The organism is Pseudomonas sp. FA117 (assembly GCF_057370475.1).
This window is the reverse complement of the sequence record NZ_CM170675.1, coordinates 1,097,393-1,111,524: the sequence shown is the minus strand read 5'-3', so window position 1 is coordinate 1,111,524 and position 14,132 is coordinate 1,097,393. Positions and strand designations below refer to the sequence as shown.

Sequence of the window (14,132 nt, the reverse complement as noted above, 5' to 3'; positions counted from 1 at the left end):
AAGCCCAGACCATGACCCCACACCTGATGAAACTGCTCGGCCTGTCCGCTGCCCTCCTGGCCATCAGCCAGGGCGTGCGCGCCGAGGACGCGCAGCCACCGAGCTTCAGCGCCGAGCCGTGCTGCCAGCTATGCCCCGAGGCCCACGACGCCAGCCGCTACACCACCCGCTACCAGCAGAACTTCACCACCCTGGTGCAGGCCCAGGGCGACTGGCTGTTCCGTACCCGCGAAGACCTGCGCACCGAGTTCGACACCACCCCGGGCGGCTACAAGCGCCTGCAGCAGGTGCACGATGCGTTCAAGAAACGCGGCGTGGAACTGGTGGTGGTGTACCAGCCGACCCGCGGCCTGGTGAACCGCAACATGCTCAAGCCCGAGGAAAAAGCCGCCTTCGACTACCAAAAGGCCTTGGGCAACTACCAGGCCATGCTCAAGCGCTTCCAGAAGATGGGCTACAACGTGCCCGACCTCTCGCCCCTGACCAACGAACAGCTCGCCGCCGCCGACCAGGGCAAGGACTTCTACTTCCGCGGCGACCAGCACTGGACGCCCTACGGCGCCGAGCGCGCGGCGAAGATCGTGGCCGACACGGTGCACCGGATGCCGGCTTTCGAGGGTATTCCACGCAAGGAATTCGAGACCCAGAAATCCGGGCGCATGGGCAAGACCGGCACTCTGCACAACGTCGCCGGGCAACTGTGCGGCACCAGCTACGCGGTGCAGTACATGGACCAGTTCGCCACCGAGCCCAAGGGGGGCGCCAGCGGTGGCGACGACCTGTTCGGCGACTCGGGCAACGCCCAGATCACCCTGGTCGGCACCAGCCACAGCGGCAAGAACTACAACTTCTCCGGCTTCCTGGAACAGTACATCGGCGCCGACGTGCTCAACGTCGCCTTCCCCGGCGGCGGCCTGGAAGGCTCGATGATCCAGTACCTGGGCAGCGAGGAGTTCCACAAGAACCCGCCGAAGATCCTGGTCTGGGAATTCTCGCCGCTGTACCGCCTCGACCAGGAAACCATCTGGCGGCAGATCCTCGGCCTGCTCGACGACGGTTGCGACGACCGCCCGGCGCAGATGAGCGCCAGCACCACGCTCAAGCCGGGCAAGAACGAACTGATGGTCAACGGCAAGGGCGGTGTGATCAAGGACCTGGTCAACCGCAACCACCAGCTCGACATCCGTTTCGAGGACACCTCGGTCAAGGTCCTGCAGGCCACCTTGTGGTACCTGAACGGGCGCCACGAAGACATCAAGATCGAGAAGCCGGAAACCTCCGACACCGACGGGCGCTTCGTCTTCCAGATGCGCGAGGACGAAGACTGGGCCAGCCAGAACCTGCTGGCCCTGGAAGTCCAGGGCCCGGAGAGCGGCACCCAGAAAGTCGAGGCCAAGCTCTGCAAACGCAACAACTTCGCCGGCGCCGCGCACAACACCGCGCAAGCCGGCCAGTGAGGCGAACATGACTGCATTGAAACGAACCTTCAGCCCCGCCCTGCTCACGCTGGCCCTGTTCGGCGGAGCCGCGCAGGCTGCGCTGGTGCCGCCGCAGGGGTACTACGAGGGCATCGAGAAACTCAAGACCAGCGACGGCAATTTCAGCTGTGAAGCCGTGCCCAAGCCCTACACCGGCTCGCTGCAGTTTCGCAGCAAGTACGAAGGCTCGGACAAGGCCCGGGCGACGCTCAACGTCGCCTCGGAAAAGGCCTTCCGCGAGTCCACCGCCGACATCACCACCCTGGAAAAGGGTGTCAGCAAGATGGTCGGCCAGTACATGCGCGATGGCCGCCCGGCCCAGCTCGATTGCGTGCTGGCCTGGCTGGGCACCTGGGCGCGCGCCGATGCGCTGGAGTCCACCGACTTCAACCACACCGGCAAGTCCATGCGCAAATGGGCGCTGGGCAGCATGAGCGGTTCGTGGCTGCGCCTGAAGTTTTCCAACTCCCAGCCGCTGGCCGCACACCAGGCCGAGGCCGAGCAGATCGAGAAGTGGTTCGCCAAGCTGGCCGAGCAGACCGTGCGCGACTGGAGCGACCTGCCGCTGGAGAAGATCAACAACCACAGCTACTGGGCGGCCTGGTCGGTGATGGCCACCGCCGTGGCGACCGACCGCCGCGACCTGTTCGACTGGGCGGTGAAGGAATACAAGGTCGGCGCCAACCAGATCGACGACCAGGGCTTCTTGCCCAACGAGATCAAGCGCCGCCAGCGCGCCCTGGCCTACCACAACTACGCCCTGCCGCCGCTGGCACTGATCGCCAGCTTCGCCCAGGCCAACGGCGTGGACCTGCGCAAGGAGAACAACTTCGCCCTGCAGCGCCTGGGCGAAGGCGTGCTGGCCGGTGCCCGCGACCCGGTGCACTTCGCCGAGCGCGCGGGGGTCAAGCAAGACCTCAAGGACCTCAAGGTCGACAGCAAGTACGCCTGGCTCGAGCCGTGGTGCGCGCTGTACCAGTGCGTGGGCGACACCCTGCAGCGCAAGCACGGCATGCAGCCGTTCAACAGCTTCCGCATGGGTGGCGACATGACCCGGGTCTATGACCCGGGCGCGGAGTCCAGAAAGTAACGCAATTTCCTGTGGGAGCGGGCTTGCCCGCGAATGCAATTGATCTGACGACGCTGTTGTTGCGACTGACGCATTCGCGGGCAAGCCCGCTCCTACAAGGATCTAGGTTGCCTGCCAGCTTTTGCTGGGGGGTTTGGGGGGCGCTGTTGCCCCGGATGCTGTGAACAAAAAGGAGAACCGGGATGGTCTTCTCGTCCAACGTGTTCCTGTTCCTGTTCCTGCCGGTTTTCCTCGGCTTGTACTACCTGAGCGGGAACCGCTATCGCAACCTGCTGTTGCTGGTGGCCAGCTACATCTTCTACGCCTGGTGGCGGGTGGACTTCCTCGCGCTGTTCGCCGGGGTCACCCTGTGGAACTACTGGATCGGCCTGAAAGTCGGCGCCGCCGGCGTACGCACCAAGCCGGCCCAGCGCTGGCTGCTGCTGGGCGTGGGCGTCGACCTGGCGATCCTCGGCTACTTCAAGTACGCCAACTTCGGCGTCGACAGCCTCAACGCGATCATCAGCTCGTTCGGCCTCGAGCCGTTCATCCTCACCCATGTGCTGCTGCCGATCGGTATCTCGTTCTACATCTTCGAGTCGATCAGCTACATCATCGACGTCTACCGCGGCGACACCCCGGCCACGCGCAACCTCATCGACTTCGCGGCGTTCGTGGCGATCTTCCCGCACCTGATCGCCGGCCCCGTGCTGCGCTTCAAGGACCTGGTCGACCAGTTCAACAACCGCACCCACACCCTGGACAAGTTCTCCGAAGGCTGCACCCGCTTCATGCAGGGCTTCATCAAGAAAGTGTTCATCGCCGACACCCTGGCGGTGGTCGCCGACCACTGCTTCGCCCTGCAGAACCCCACCACCGGCGACGCCTGGCTCGGTGCGCTGGCCTACACCGCGCAGCTGTACTTCGACTTCTCCGGCTACAGCGACATGGCCATCGGTTTAGGTCTGATGATGGGCTTTCGCTTCATGGAGAACTTCAAGCAGCCCTACATCAGCCAGTCGATCACCGAGTTCTGGCGGCGCTGGCACATCAGCCTGTCGACCTGGCTGCGCGACTACCTGTACATCACCCTGGGCGGCAACCGCGGCGGTACCTTCGCCACCTACCGCAACCTGTTCCTGACCATGCTGCTGGGCGGCCTGTGGCACGGTGCCAACTTCACCTACATCATCTGGGGCGCCTGGCACGGCATGTGGCTGGCGATCGAACGCGCGCTGGGCATCGACACCAACCCGCAGCGCTTCAACCCGATCAAGTGGGCCTTCACCTTCCTGCTGGTGGTGGTCGGCTGGGTGATCTTCCGCGCCGAGAACCTCGAGGTGGCCGGGCGCATGTACGGCGCCATGTTCAGCTTCGGCCAGTGGCAGCTGTCGGAACTCAACCGCGCCCAGCTCACCGGCCTGCAGGTGGCCACGCTGGTCGTCGCCTACCTGACCCTGGCGTTCTTCGGCCTGCGCGACTTCTACCGCAATGCAACGCCACCCGCTGCACCGCGCATCCCGGCGCAAGTACATGCCGACGGCACGCTGAGCCTGGACTGGACCCGGGTGATGACCCGCGCCCTGGTACTGCTGCTGTTCGTGGCCTCGATCCTCAAGCTTTCGGCGCAGAGCTACTCGCCGTTCCTGTACTTCCAGTTCTGAGGGGATGACATGAACCGGACACTTCGCATCACCTATTCGCTGTCGTTCCTCGGCCTGCTGGTGGGCCTGGGCGCCTGGTCGGTGGGTGGCCTGGACAGCTTCAACCGCACCGGGCAGATGACCCTGCTCGACGGCAAGCTGGCCAAAGCCGCCGAGACTCACTACGACGAGCAGTTCCCAATCAAGCGCCTGGGCACCAACCTCTGGGCGGCGCTGGACTTCAAGCTGTTCAACGAAGGCCGTCCCGGCGTGGTGCTGGGCCGCGACCAATGGCTGTTCAGCGATGAAGAGTTCAACCCGACCGCCAACGCCGGCGAACTGATGCAAGACAACCTGGCGCTGATCCGCGGCGTGCGCGACACCCTGCAGCGCCAGAACATCCAGTTGGTGCTGGCGATCGTGCCGGCCAAGGCGCGGGTCTACGACGAGTACCTCGGCAAGCAGGCGCCTGCCAGCCTGCACACCGACCTGTTCAACCAGTTCCATGCCCAGGCCCGCCAGGCCAACGTGTTCGCCCCCGACCTGCTGGCCCCGCTGGAGCAGGCCAAGGCCCGCGGCCAGGTGTTCCTGCGCACCGACACCCACTGGACGCCCATGGGCGCCGAAGTGGTCGCCCAGGCGATCGCCGAGGGCGTGAAGCGCCAGCAACTGCTGAACGGCGAACCCCAGGCCTACATCACCGAAGCCGGCAAGACCGCCCCCTACAAGGGCGACCTGACCAACTTCCTGCCGCTCGACCCGCTGTTCAGCAGCCTGCTGCCGACCCCCGACAACCTGCAGCAACGCACCACCCGCCCGGCCCAGGCCGAGGGCGACGGCGGCGACGCGTTGTTCGCCGACAGCGCCATCCCGGTGGCGCTGGTGGGCACCAGCTACAGCGCCAACCCGCACTGGAATTTCCTCGGCGCCCTGCAGCAGGCGCTGCACAGCGACGTCGCCAACTACGCCGAGGACGGCCACGGCCCGCTGCTGCCGATGCTCAAGTACCTGCAAAGCGATGCCTTCAAGAACGCCCCGCCACAGGTGGTCGTGTGGGAGTTCCCCGAGCGCTATCTGCCCATGAAGAACGACCTCAGCAGCTTCGATCCGCAGTGGATCGCCCAGCTGAAAAACACCCGTAAATCCGAAGAAAACCTGGCCTTGTCGTCCAACCGGACGGACCACTGAAAGAGAGGAACACGCACATGACTCACAAGCCATCCATCGCCAAAGCCCTCACCCTCGCGGCCGGCCTTTCCCTGGCATCGCTGCAGGCCTTCGCCGGCGCCGACGCCGCGCTCTACGGCCCCAGCGCACCGAAGGGCTCGACCTTCGTGCGCCTGTACAACGCAAGCTCCGCGCCTGCCGCAGCGTCGGTCGGCAACACCCAGATCAAGCAGGTCGGCGCCCAGGCCAGCAGCGACTTCAGCTTCCTGCCCGGCGGCGACTACACCGCGCAAGTCGGTGGCAAGAGCGTGCCGGTCAAGCTGGCCTCGGACACCTACTACACCCTGGTCAACAACAACGGCGGCAACCCGCAACTGATCGAGGAACCTCCGTTCAAGAACAAACAGAAAGCGCTGGTGCGCGTGCAGAACCTCAGCGACCAGTCGCTGACCCTCAAGACCGCCGACGGCAAGACCGAAGTGGTCAAGCCGGTGGCCGCCAAGGGTCGCGGCGAGCGCGAAATCAATCCGGTCAAGGTCAACCTGGCCCTGTTCGACGGCAACAAGAAAGTCAGCGACGTCAAACCCGTCGCCCTGGAGCGCGGCGAAGCCGCCGTGCTGTATGTCACCGGTTCCGGCAACAGCTTGTCGCCGGTGTGGGTAACTCGCCCCGTGGCTAGCAACTGATCCCCCTGCCTCTAAACGACTATTGGAGAAACATGATGATCCCGGTAATTCTTTCTGGTGGTAGCGGTTCGCGTCTGTGGCCTCTGTCGCGCAAGCAGTTCCCCAAGCAGTTCCTGGCGTTGACCGGCGAACACACTCTGTTCCAGCAGACCCTCGAGCGCCTGGTGTTCGAGGGCATGGACAGCCCCATCGTGGTCTGCAACAAGGACCACAAGTTCATCGTCCAGGAGCAGTTGGCGGGCCTGAAGCTCGAAACCCAGGCCATCCTGATGGAGCCCTTCGGCCGCAACACCGCACCAGCGGTGGCGATGACCGCCATGAAGCTGGTCAATGAAGGCCGCGACGAGCTGATGCTGGTGCTGCCGGCCGACCACGTGATCGAGGACCAGAAGGCGCTGCAACGTGCCCTGGCCCTGGCGACCGTGGCTGCAGAGCGCGGCGAGATGGTGCTGTTCGGTGTGCCGGCGACCAGACCCGAGACCGGCTACGGCTACATCCGCTCCAGCCAGGACGCCCTGCTGCCCGAGGGCGTGGCGCGGGTCGCGCAGTTCGTCGAAAAACCCGATGAAAAGCGCGCCAACGAGTTCGTTCGTGCCGGTGGCTACTTCTGGAACAGCGGCATGTTCCTGTTCCGTGCCAGCCGCCTCCTCGAAGAGCTGAAAAAGCACGATCCGGACATCTACGACACCTGCCTGCTGGCCCTTGAGCGCAGCGACGAAGAAGCCGATGTACTGAGCATCGATGAGGCCACCTTCGCCTGCTGCCCCGACAATTCCATCGACTACGCGGTGATGGAAAAGACCCAGCGCGCCTGCGTGGTGCCGTTGTCGGCGGGCTGGAGCGACGTGGGCTGCTGGTCGTCGCTGTGGGAAGTGCACGAGAAGGACGACAACGGCAACGTCACCAAGGGCGATGTGGTGGTGCAGGACAGCCACAACTGCATGATCCACGGCAACGGCAAGCTGGTGTCGGTGATCGGCCTGGAGAATATCGTCGTGGTCGAGACCAAGGACGCGATGATGATCGCCCACAAGGACAAGGTCCAGGGCGTCAAGCAACTGGTCAACACCCTCGACGAACAGGGCCGCAGCGAGACCCAGAACCACCTCGAGGTGTACCGCCCGTGGGGCTCTTACGATTCGGTGGACATGGGCGGACGCTTCCAGGTCAAGCACATCACCGTCAAGCCCGGCGCCAGCCTGTCGCTGCAGATGCACCACCACCGCGCCGAGCACTGGATCGTGGTCAGCGGCACCGCCGAAGTGACCTGCGACGAAAACGTGTTCCTGCTGACCGAGAACCAGTCGACCTACATCCCCATCGCCTCGGTGCACCGCCTGCGCAACCCGGGCAAGATTCCGCTGGAGATCATCGAGGTGCAGTCCGGCAGCTACCTGGGCGAGGATGACATCGAGCGCTTCGAGGATGTGTATGGGCGCACCTCGACGCCGGTCGAGCGGGGGGTTTCGGTGAAGACCATCGCGCAGTAAAGGCTGCAGAGCCTTCATCGGGGACACGTTGCAGTGGAGAACCGCCGCTGCGACGTGTCCCCCGATGGGGTTTTGAGCCATGCGCCATTTCCCGCTACGATGATCGAAACGCCCAACCAAGGCCAGTTCCATGATCATCGGCGCCCTGCTCATCCTTACCTGGCTGGTCCTGCTGCTGCGCTACCCGGCCAAGGCCCTGCCGATCTCCCTGGCCGCCGTGTGCGGCCTGGGCCTGGTTGCGCTGTTGGTGATCTGGCAGGACAGCCGCGAGGCGTCGCAACTGGCGCGCCTGGATCTGCGCCTGAGCTACGCGCCCGATCAGTGCCCCGCCGACCGTGCCTTGCAGGTACGGATGAAGAACAGCAACAAAGCCCCCCTCAGCGAGCTGCGCTGGCGCGTGGCCGCCTATGCCCCGGGCGACACGGTCAACCTGGCCGAAAACACCTATGCCGCGCCACGCTATCGCGGGCCTGGCGAATTGCAGCCGGGCGCCGAATGGAAAGACTGCCTGCCCCTGCCACCGCTGCGCACCGGGTATCGCCCGCAGACCCTGGAGTTTCGTGCCGAGCATCTGCAGGGGACATTTGCCAATTAGCGACGCAACTTCAAGGAAAACGCCCGAACTGCCAATCAACTGCCGCAGCTCGGGCTGACTGATATTTTTATCAGTATACGTGCCTGAACAGCGGGTCTACAGTGGATACATAATTCACAACGCGAGAGAACCGCCCCTCGCTGCTTCATGTATCCAAGTTCGATCATTGTCCTATGTCCCTCACCAGGGAATGCTCAGCATAACCATGCCGCTAGAAGGAGCTTTTTATATGGCTTACCGAACTGAGGACTTCAAGAGTCTTCCACATGGATCGGTCGAAAAGGTAGTCACCGATGTACTCAGCGTGCAAGGCGACGCGGCCCTTGAAGTGAAAGACACCGGTCTGTATATCGATATAGAAGACGTTTATCAAATCGTGGAAGTCACCCCCAAAAATCCCAGCGTGGGCGTAAAGATAAAGATGACTGGTAGCCACTCTTCGCCGGAGATGATCATTACTGATACAACCGGAAAGGAACTACTTGCAAAGTACTTGAACGGAGACTTCGACTGGGCACCGCCCCCCGGCCGAAAGATTGGAATGATTGAGCTGTCCAGCGACCACATGGGAGCCACATTTACCCTCCACAGCGTGGCCTTCGACTGGTAACGCCGGGAAACAGGCAGCTCCCGTGTGCGCCAGGCCCTCGATCGTTGGAAACGATGATCGCTGGAAGATCTGCGGGGGATATTCGCCAATTGATGGCGCAAGCTCAAGGAAAACACCCGAACCGCCAATCAACTGCCGCAGCTCGGCCTGACTGATATTTTTATCAGTATACACGCCTGAGGAGCGGGCTTACAGTGAATGCGTAATTCACGACAGCGGAGAGTAACATCCTTCTCTGCTTCGTTGAATCACACCCACCATTGACAAACCCAGCAATATCTACCACCACCTAAAAGGGAGCTTTAGTATGGTTGCTACATTCAGAATATCTCAAAACCGCATGACGACAAGATATAAGAATGGAACGGGTCTGGCTATTTCCATGGATGACTACAAAGAGGGCGCGACGTTGGCCCCAGATGGGCAGTGTTCCAGAGTAGAGTTACAGCATACCGGCGATGGGTGCGATATCAACATTATGGATGCACAGAACCAAACACTCTACAGTGGAATTTTGTCGGGAAACTTCACATTTACAGCTCCCGGAGGCAAGAACATTTCGATTGTGGACCTGTTCACCGGGCACTTCAGGGTTGAGATGTACATCAAAAGAATATACTTCGCGAACTGACGCCGAAGCCAGCGGTGAACCGGCCCGGCATGTTCGGGCCGGAGCGGGATCTGAACTTCAAAGGCATCGAACCGCGCAGAGGCGACAGTTGCCAACGCAGGGCGCAGGCGAGAGCAGTCTCGTACGGCCAGTGCCAAACTCCTGGGGTACGAAGCGACCGTCTTCGAAGCCCGCGGCAATACCGCAAAGGAGGCGGCTTCTTCAAGCTGAAAAAACAAGCCAGGGATAATCCACCCTCGCCTGCAATTTCCCATATGGCACAATGCGCCCTCTCCCTGAACAGAGGCCGCGACCATGCCCACCGTTCTTGTCACCGGTTGTTCCAGCGGTATCGGCCGCGCCCTGGCCGACGCATTCCGCGATGCCGGCCATGAAGTCTGGGCCACCGCGCGCAAGCCCGAAGATGTCGAACGTCTCGCTGGCGCAGGCTTCGTCGCCCGGCAGTTGGACGTCAACGATCCACAGGCGCTGGGCGTGCTGGCCACGGAACTTCCAGCGCTCGATATCCTGATCAACAACGCCGGGTACGGCGCCATGGGGCCCTTGCTCGACGGTGGCGTCGAAGCCCTGCAGCGCCAGTTCGAAACCAACGTGTTCTCGCTGGTCGGCGTGACCCGCGCACTGTTCCCGCTGCTGCGCCGCTCAAAGGGCCTGGTGGTGAATATCGGCAGCGTGTCCGGGGTGTTGGTCACGCCCTTCGCCGGGGCCTACTGCGCCTCGAAGGCCGCCGTGCATGCACTGAGCGATGCCCTGCGCCTGGAGCTGGCACCGTTCGGGATCCGCGTCATGGAGGTGCAGCCCGGGGCGATCGCTTCGCAGTTCGCCAGCAATGCCCAGCACGAAGCCGAGCAGGTACTGGCGGCGGACTCGCCGTGGTGGCCGCTGCGCGAGCAGGTGCAGGCCAGGGCTCGCGCCTCGCAGGACCGACCGACTCCGGCCGCGCAGTTCGCCCAGGGCTTGCTGGCAGCCACACGCAAGTCACCGACGCCGGTACTGGTGAGGCTGGGCAACGGCAGTACGGCCTTGCCGTTGATGGCGCGGCTGCTGCCGCAGCGGTTGCTGGACAAGGTATTGCGCAAGCGCTTCGGGCTGTTGCGCCCGCTTTGAGCCGGTAGTGGACTCTTCGCGGGCAAGTCGGCCGAAAATCAGAAAATATGCCTTTCCTGTAGTCCATTTCCCAAAGATACTCCTACCGCCTTTTTTCCGTTGCGGCCCCTGGGGCAGCGCTCTAGTCTCGGCGCGTCGTTGCACATCAACGACACAGCTTTGACAGGCTGTGATGGAAAATCGTATGCGGCTAGTCCTTTATGGCAGCTGTACGTGCGGGCACGCTTGCGTGCGCCGGAACTTTACGATTTTCACCGGTCTGTCAACCCACGTACGGCTGCCACCCTTCTGTTTGACAGCAGACAGGTGGACGCTCCGCAAAGGAAAATCGTAATGTTAAAGATCGTCCCTGACCCACCCCATAACAACCACTCCCTCGAAGACACCATCGTCCAAGCCACCGAGTACGCACTCTGCGCGCAAACCGTGGCCCATCAAGCGGTCCTTCTCCAACCCAAGTCCCCCGTCTCGCTCCTGATAATGGCTGCCATTCATGAGATGGAAGCGCTGAGGATTTTGCTGGAGTCCGCTTTGATACAGATTCAGATGCCGGCAGGGCCGCAGACGGCTCACTGAGTTGAATGGGATGTGGTGGGGCTGGCCTCTTCGCGGGCAAGCCCGCTCCTACTAAGCCCAGCGCGGGCTGCAGGGGTGGTGATGTGGCCTGTTGTAGGAGCGGGCTTGCCCGCGAACACCGGCGAAGCCGGTGCCACCCACCGTGGTGTGTTTTTCGCGGGCAAGCCCACAACAAGTTCTTCAGCGAGCATCAGGTTTTCAGGGAGCTAAAGCGATGGATACAAACGACACCACACCGAACACCACCGTCGGCAAGACACGGTTCTACCAAGGCAAGGGCCTGACCCAGCCGCTGTTCTGCATCGAGGCCGGCATCCCGTGCGAGCGTGCGCGTGAGCAGGCTTCGGAGTTGATGGGGTACGTGCGCGACATGACCTTGAGCGGGGTGATGGATGAGAACCCGCAACTGGTCTGGGCTTCGTATTACCTGAGTGCACTGGCCAAGGCATTGATGGACGATGCGGAGCTGGGGATGCGCCGGTAAACGCGGGTTTACCGGACCTGGAGTTCGAGCGGGTTGTGGGAGTGGCGGTTCGGCGTCCCAACTTGCCCGCGAAAAGGCCACCACCCACCTCAAACCTTGTCGAACGCCTGCCAGCCGCCCCCAAGCGCCTTGTACAACCCCACCAGCGCCTGCGATACCGCGGCTGAACTGTCGATCCACTGCTCCTCGCTGGCCAGCAGTGCCGACTGCACCGTCAGCACATTGAGAAAGTCCACCGCCCCTTCCACGTACTGGCGCTGCGCTGTTTCCAGGGCAATACGGTTCTGCCGCACCGCCTCGGCCAGGCGGTCGCGCCGCAACTGGCTGGCGTTGTACAGGCGCAGCACGTCGTCGATCTCATGCCAGGCGCCCAGCACCACCTTGCGGTAGTTCAGCGCCGCCTCCTGCTGCTGCGCCTCGCGCAACTCGAGCGTGCCCTTCAGGCGACCGCCCTCGAAAATCGGCAACGACAACTGCGGGCCGAAAGCGAAGCGCCGTGAGTCCCAGGCACCGAAGTCCGACAACTGCATGGACTGGAATCCGGCGCTGCCGGACAAACGGATGCTCGGATAGAAATCCGCCTTGGCCACGCCGATGCTGGCAGTCGCCGCATGCAGGCGCGCCTCGGCCTGACGGATGTCCGGGCGGCGCTCGGCCAGCTCCGACGGCACGCCGATGGCGAACTTCTGCTCAGGCGCCGGCAGCTCGCCGGTTTCCAGCAAGGTGCCCTGCAAACTGCGCGGGGGCTCGGCGGCCAGCAGGCTCAGGGCATTGATCAGGTCGTCACGGCGTGCCTGCAGGGTGGGCAGACGCGCTTCGATCGAAGCCACCTGGGCATTGGCCTGGGCCACGTCCAGGCGTGTGGCGACACCTTCGGCCTGGCGGTCTTCGGACAGCTTCAGGCTGTGTCGGGCAACCTTGAGGTTGTCCTCGGTAACCTGCAGGGTGTGCTGCACCGCGCGCAACTGAATGTAGTCACCCGCCGTTTCGGCGAGCAGCGCCAGCAGCACGCTGTTGCGGTCGTTCTCGGCCACCTGCACGCTGGCATCGGCGGCCTCGACCTGACGCCGCACCCGGCCCCAGACGTCCAGCTCCCACCCGGCCACCAGGTCGCCCTGCCACAGGTTGAAGGCCGACTTGCCCGCCTTGCCGGACGGATCGCTCAGCCCCTGGGCACTGTTGCGAGCGCGGCTGTAGCCGGCATCGACGTCCACCGACGGCAGCTCGTCGGCCGCCACAGTGCTGCGCAGCGCCCGACTTTGCAGCAGGCGAGCAGTGGCGATCTGCAGGTCGAGGTTGCGCGTGGCGACCTGTTCGATCAGCGCGCTCAGGCGCGGGTCGTGAAAGCTGTCCCACCAGCGCAGTTGCAAGGGCTCGGCGACGGGCTGGCTGGCGGCCTGCTCGCCTTGCAGGGCATTCCACTGCTGCGGCGCCTGGCTGTCGGGGCGCTGGAAATCCGGGCCGAGGGTGCAGCCGGCCAGCAGCGTGGCGAGCAGCACCATGGGAGCGGCAGCCGCAATGGCTGGGTGGCTTCTCATCGCGCAGTCACCTCTTTGCCCGCCAGCGTATCGCCCTGAGTATCGATGGTCGCCTCCACCGACATGCCCACGCGAAGACGCTCGAGCAGCGGCTGGCCGTCATCGAAGACAATCCGTACCGGAATCCGCTGCACCACTTTGGTGAAGTTGCCGGTGGCGGTGTCAGGCTTCACCGCCGCGAAGGTGACACCCGTGGCGGGCGCAATGCTCTCGACATGCCCGTGCAGGGTCTCGCCGGAGAAGGTATCGACGCTGATGCGCACCGGCTGGCCCGGCTGCACGTGGGTCAACTGGGTCTCCTGGAAATTGCCGACCACGTAGGCCTGCTGCAGCGGCACCACCGACAGCAGCCGCGCCCCCGGATTGACATAGGCGCCGACGCGCAGCGCGCGCTCGCCGACCATGCCGTCCACCGGCGCGCTGATGCGCGTGTAGGACAGGTCCAGCTCGGCCTTCTCGACACCGGCTTCGGCGCGTTTGAGCTGGCCGTCGGCGCTGGCCACCTGGGCCTGGAGAATGTCCACCTGCTTGCGCGTGGCCAGCAGCGCCGCCTGGGTGTTGGCCAGCCGCGCACGCGCCTGGTCGACGCGGCTGCGTGCCTGCTGGGCGTTCTGCACGGTGCCGGCGCCCTGCTCGGCCAGGCGGCTGTAGCGGGTCACCTCGTGGTCGGCGAATCCGGCCTCGGCCTGCGCGGCCTTGACCGCAGCCTCGGCCTGGGCGATCAGCGCCGCCTGGCGCTCGAGGGTGGCGCGGGCATCGAGGCTTTGCGCCCTGGCCACCAGCAACTGGGCCTGGGCCGCATCGAGCGCGGCCTGGTAGTCGCGGGCGTCGATGGTCGCCAGCAACTGGCCGGCCTTGACCTGCTGGTTGTCCTCGACCAGCACCTGCTTGATGAAACCGGCGACTTTCGGCGCGACCACGGTGTAGTCGGCCGTGACGTAGGCGTCGTTGGTACTCTGGCGATGGTCGCTGCCGAACATCCAGGGGCCGACGATGGCGGCGAGCACGGCCACGGCGAGCACCGAGCCGATCAGAACTGTCTTGCGTGTATGGGTCAT

The 14,132-nt window shown here is 63.8% G+C and carries 14 protein-coding genes; 12 read left to right on the top strand and 2 right to left on the bottom strand.

Annotated features, from left to right (window positions below):
• Positions 1 to 11 precede the first annotated feature (11 nt).
• The 12 genes from AC1TXO_RS05210 to AC1TXO_RS05155 all read left to right on the top strand — a co-directional run bounded on the left by AC1TXO_RS05210 (position 12) and on the right by AC1TXO_RS05155 (position 11,536).
• On the top strand, positions 12 to 1,457 hold the full coding sequence (locus tag AC1TXO_RS05210; RefSeq protein WP_486405333.1) for an alginate O-acetyltransferase: 1,446 nt from the start codon (positions 12 to 14) through the stop codon (positions 1,455 to 1,457).
• A gap of 7 nt (positions 1,458 to 1,464) precedes the next feature.
• Entirely contained in the window at positions 1,465 to 2,568 is a 1,104-nt protein-coding gene (locus AC1TXO_RS05205; RefSeq protein ID WP_486405332.1) for a mannuronate-specific alginate lyase, read from the top strand.
• A gap of 182 nt (positions 2,569 to 2,750) precedes the next feature.
• Complete coding sequence (locus AC1TXO_RS05200) at positions 2,751 to 4,211, top strand: MBOAT family O-acyltransferase (RefSeq protein ID WP_486405331.1); 1,461 nt, start codon at positions 2,751 to 2,753, stop codon at positions 4,209 to 4,211.
• 9 nt (positions 4,212 to 4,220) lie between these two features.
• Positions 4,221 to 5,378, top strand: a complete 1,158-nt coding sequence (locus tag AC1TXO_RS05195; protein WP_486405330.1) for an alginate O-acetyltransferase — start codon at positions 4,221 to 4,223, stop codon at positions 5,376 to 5,378.
• Positions 5,379 to 5,395: 17 nt separating this feature from the next.
• On the top strand, positions 5,396 to 6,043 hold the full coding sequence (locus tag AC1TXO_RS05190) for an alginate O-acetyltransferase AlgF (protein WP_486405329.1): 648 nt from the start codon (positions 5,396 to 5,398) through the stop codon (positions 6,041 to 6,043).
• Positions 6,044 to 6,078: 35 nt separating this feature from the next.
• Positions 6,079 to 7,533: a mannose-1-phosphate guanylyltransferase/mannose-6-phosphate isomerase gene (locus AC1TXO_RS05185; protein WP_486406792.1), complete on the top strand. Its 1,455-nt coding sequence runs from the start codon at positions 6,079 to 6,081 to the stop codon at positions 7,531 to 7,533.
• 130 nt (positions 7,534 to 7,663) lie between these two features.
• On the top strand, positions 7,664 to 8,128 hold the full coding sequence (locus AC1TXO_RS05180) for a multidrug transporter (protein ID WP_486405328.1): 465 nt from the start codon (positions 7,664 to 7,666) through the stop codon (positions 8,126 to 8,128).
• A gap of 229 nt (positions 8,129 to 8,357) precedes the next feature.
• Positions 8,358 to 8,738: a hypothetical protein gene (locus AC1TXO_RS05175; RefSeq protein ID WP_486405327.1), complete on the top strand. Its 381-nt coding sequence runs from the start codon at positions 8,358 to 8,360 to the stop codon at positions 8,736 to 8,738.
• Between the two features lie 307 nt (positions 8,739 to 9,045).
• Positions 9,046 to 9,369: a hypothetical protein gene (locus tag AC1TXO_RS05170; RefSeq protein WP_486405326.1), complete on the top strand. Its 324-nt coding sequence runs from the start codon at positions 9,046 to 9,048 to the stop codon at positions 9,367 to 9,369.
• A 294-nt stretch (positions 9,370 to 9,663) separates the two neighbouring features.
• Positions 9,664 to 10,476, top strand: a complete 813-nt coding sequence (locus tag AC1TXO_RS05165) for an SDR family oxidoreductase (RefSeq protein ID WP_486405325.1) — start codon at positions 9,664 to 9,666, stop codon at positions 10,474 to 10,476.
• A 333-nt stretch (positions 10,477 to 10,809) separates the two neighbouring features.
• The gene (locus tag AC1TXO_RS05160; RefSeq protein WP_486405324.1) at positions 10,810 to 11,052 is read left to right on the top strand and encodes a hypothetical protein; all 243 of its coding nucleotides are present in this window, start codon (positions 10,810 to 10,812) and stop codon (positions 11,050 to 11,052) included.
• A gap of 214 nt (positions 11,053 to 11,266) precedes the next feature.
• The gene (locus AC1TXO_RS05155; RefSeq protein ID WP_486405323.1) at positions 11,267 to 11,536 is read left to right on the top strand and encodes a DUF3077 domain-containing protein; all 270 of its coding nucleotides are present in this window, start codon (positions 11,267 to 11,269) and stop codon (positions 11,534 to 11,536) included.
• Between the two features lie 89 nt (positions 11,537 to 11,625).
• Here AC1TXO_RS05155 and AC1TXO_RS05150 read toward each other — a convergent pair whose 3' ends face one another.
• Positions 11,626 to 13,074 carry an efflux transporter outer membrane subunit gene (locus AC1TXO_RS05150; protein ID WP_486405322.1) on the bottom strand — a complete coding sequence of 483 codons (1,449 nt, stop codon included), beginning with the start codon at positions 13,072 to 13,074 and terminating at the stop codon, positions 11,626 to 11,628.
• Entirely contained in the window at positions 13,071 to 14,132 is a 1,062-nt protein-coding gene (locus tag AC1TXO_RS05145; RefSeq protein WP_486405321.1) for an HlyD family secretion protein, read from the bottom strand. The genes AC1TXO_RS05150 and AC1TXO_RS05145 overlap by 4 nt, the downstream gene beginning before the upstream one ends.

Bases quoted from the DNA above. Each gene is read 5' to 3' on its own strand.
- AC1TXO_RS05165 (WP_486405325.1), top strand. From the start codon at position 9,664: ATGCCCACCGTTCTTGTCACCGGTTGTTCCAGCGGTATCGGCCGCGCC.
- AC1TXO_RS05145 (WP_486405321.1), bottom strand. From the start codon at position 14,132: ATGACCCATACACGCAAGACAGTTCTGATCGGCTCGGTGCTCGCCGTG.
- AC1TXO_RS05190 (WP_486405329.1), top strand. From the start codon at position 5,396: ATGACTCACAAGCCATCCATCGCCAAAGCCCTCACCCTCGCGGCCGGC.
- AC1TXO_RS05155 (WP_486405323.1), top strand. From the start codon at position 11,267: ATGGATACAAACGACACCACACCGAACACCACCGTCGGCAAGACACGG.
- AC1TXO_RS05150 (WP_486405322.1), bottom strand. From the start codon at position 13,074: ATGAGAAGCCACCCAGCCATTGCGGCTGCCGCTCCCATGGTGCTGCTC.
- AC1TXO_RS05160 (WP_486405324.1), top strand. From the start codon at position 10,810: ATGTTAAAGATCGTCCCTGACCCACCCCATAACAACCACTCCCTCGAA.
- AC1TXO_RS05170 (WP_486405326.1), top strand. From the start codon at position 9,046: ATGGTTGCTACATTCAGAATATCTCAAAACCGCATGACGACAAGATAT.
- AC1TXO_RS05175 (WP_486405327.1), top strand. From the start codon at position 8,358: ATGGCTTACCGAACTGAGGACTTCAAGAGTCTTCCACATGGATCGGTC.
- AC1TXO_RS05185 (WP_486406792.1), top strand. From the start codon at position 6,079: ATGATCCCGGTAATTCTTTCTGGTGGTAGCGGTTCGCGTCTGTGGCCT.
- AC1TXO_RS05180 (WP_486405328.1), top strand. From the start codon at position 7,664: ATGATCATCGGCGCCCTGCTCATCCTTACCTGGCTGGTCCTGCTGCTG.
- AC1TXO_RS05195 (WP_486405330.1), top strand. From the start codon at position 4,221: ATGAACCGGACACTTCGCATCACCTATTCGCTGTCGTTCCTCGGCCTG.
- AC1TXO_RS05200 (WP_486405331.1), top strand. From the start codon at position 2,751: ATGGTCTTCTCGTCCAACGTGTTCCTGTTCCTGTTCCTGCCGGTTTTC.
- AC1TXO_RS05210 (WP_486405333.1), top strand. From the start codon at position 12: ATGACCCCACACCTGATGAAACTGCTCGGCCTGTCCGCTGCCCTCCTG.
- AC1TXO_RS05205 (WP_486405332.1), top strand. From the start codon at position 1,465: ATGACTGCATTGAAACGAACCTTCAGCCCCGCCCTGCTCACGCTGGCC.